The following is a 240-nucleotide window of genomic DNA, read 5'->3' as shown; positions in this document are numbered from 1 at the left end:
GCCCTGAGAGATGATCAGGTAGATAGGTTAGAAGTGGAAGTGTGGCGACACATGTAGCGGACTAATACTAATAGCTCGAGGACTTATCCAAAGTAACTGAGAATATGAAAGCGAGAGGTTTTCTTGGTTTGAATAGATATTCAATTTTGAGTAGGTATTACTCAGAGTTAAGTGACGATAGCCTAGGAGATACACCTGTACCCATGCCGAACACAGAAGTTAAGCCCTAGAACGCCGGAA

General features: G+C 42.9%; 2 rRNA genes. Both read left to right on the top strand.

The window, feature by feature from the left end:
* Window positions 1-91 (top strand): 23S ribosomal RNA (locus KV696_RS10570); the annotation flags it as partial.
* A 76-nt stretch (window positions 92-167) separates the two neighbouring features.
* A 5S ribosomal RNA gene (gene rrf / locus KV696_RS10565) occupies window positions 168-240 on the top strand; the annotation flags it as partial.

It is taken from the genome of Streptococcus humanilactis (assembly GCF_019448275.1).
Lineage (GTDB): Bacteria > Bacillota > Bacilli > Lactobacillales > Streptococcaceae > Streptococcus > Streptococcus humanilactis.
Note: the sequence above shows the minus strand (reverse complement) of the source record. Positions and strands in the feature narration are given on the sequence as shown.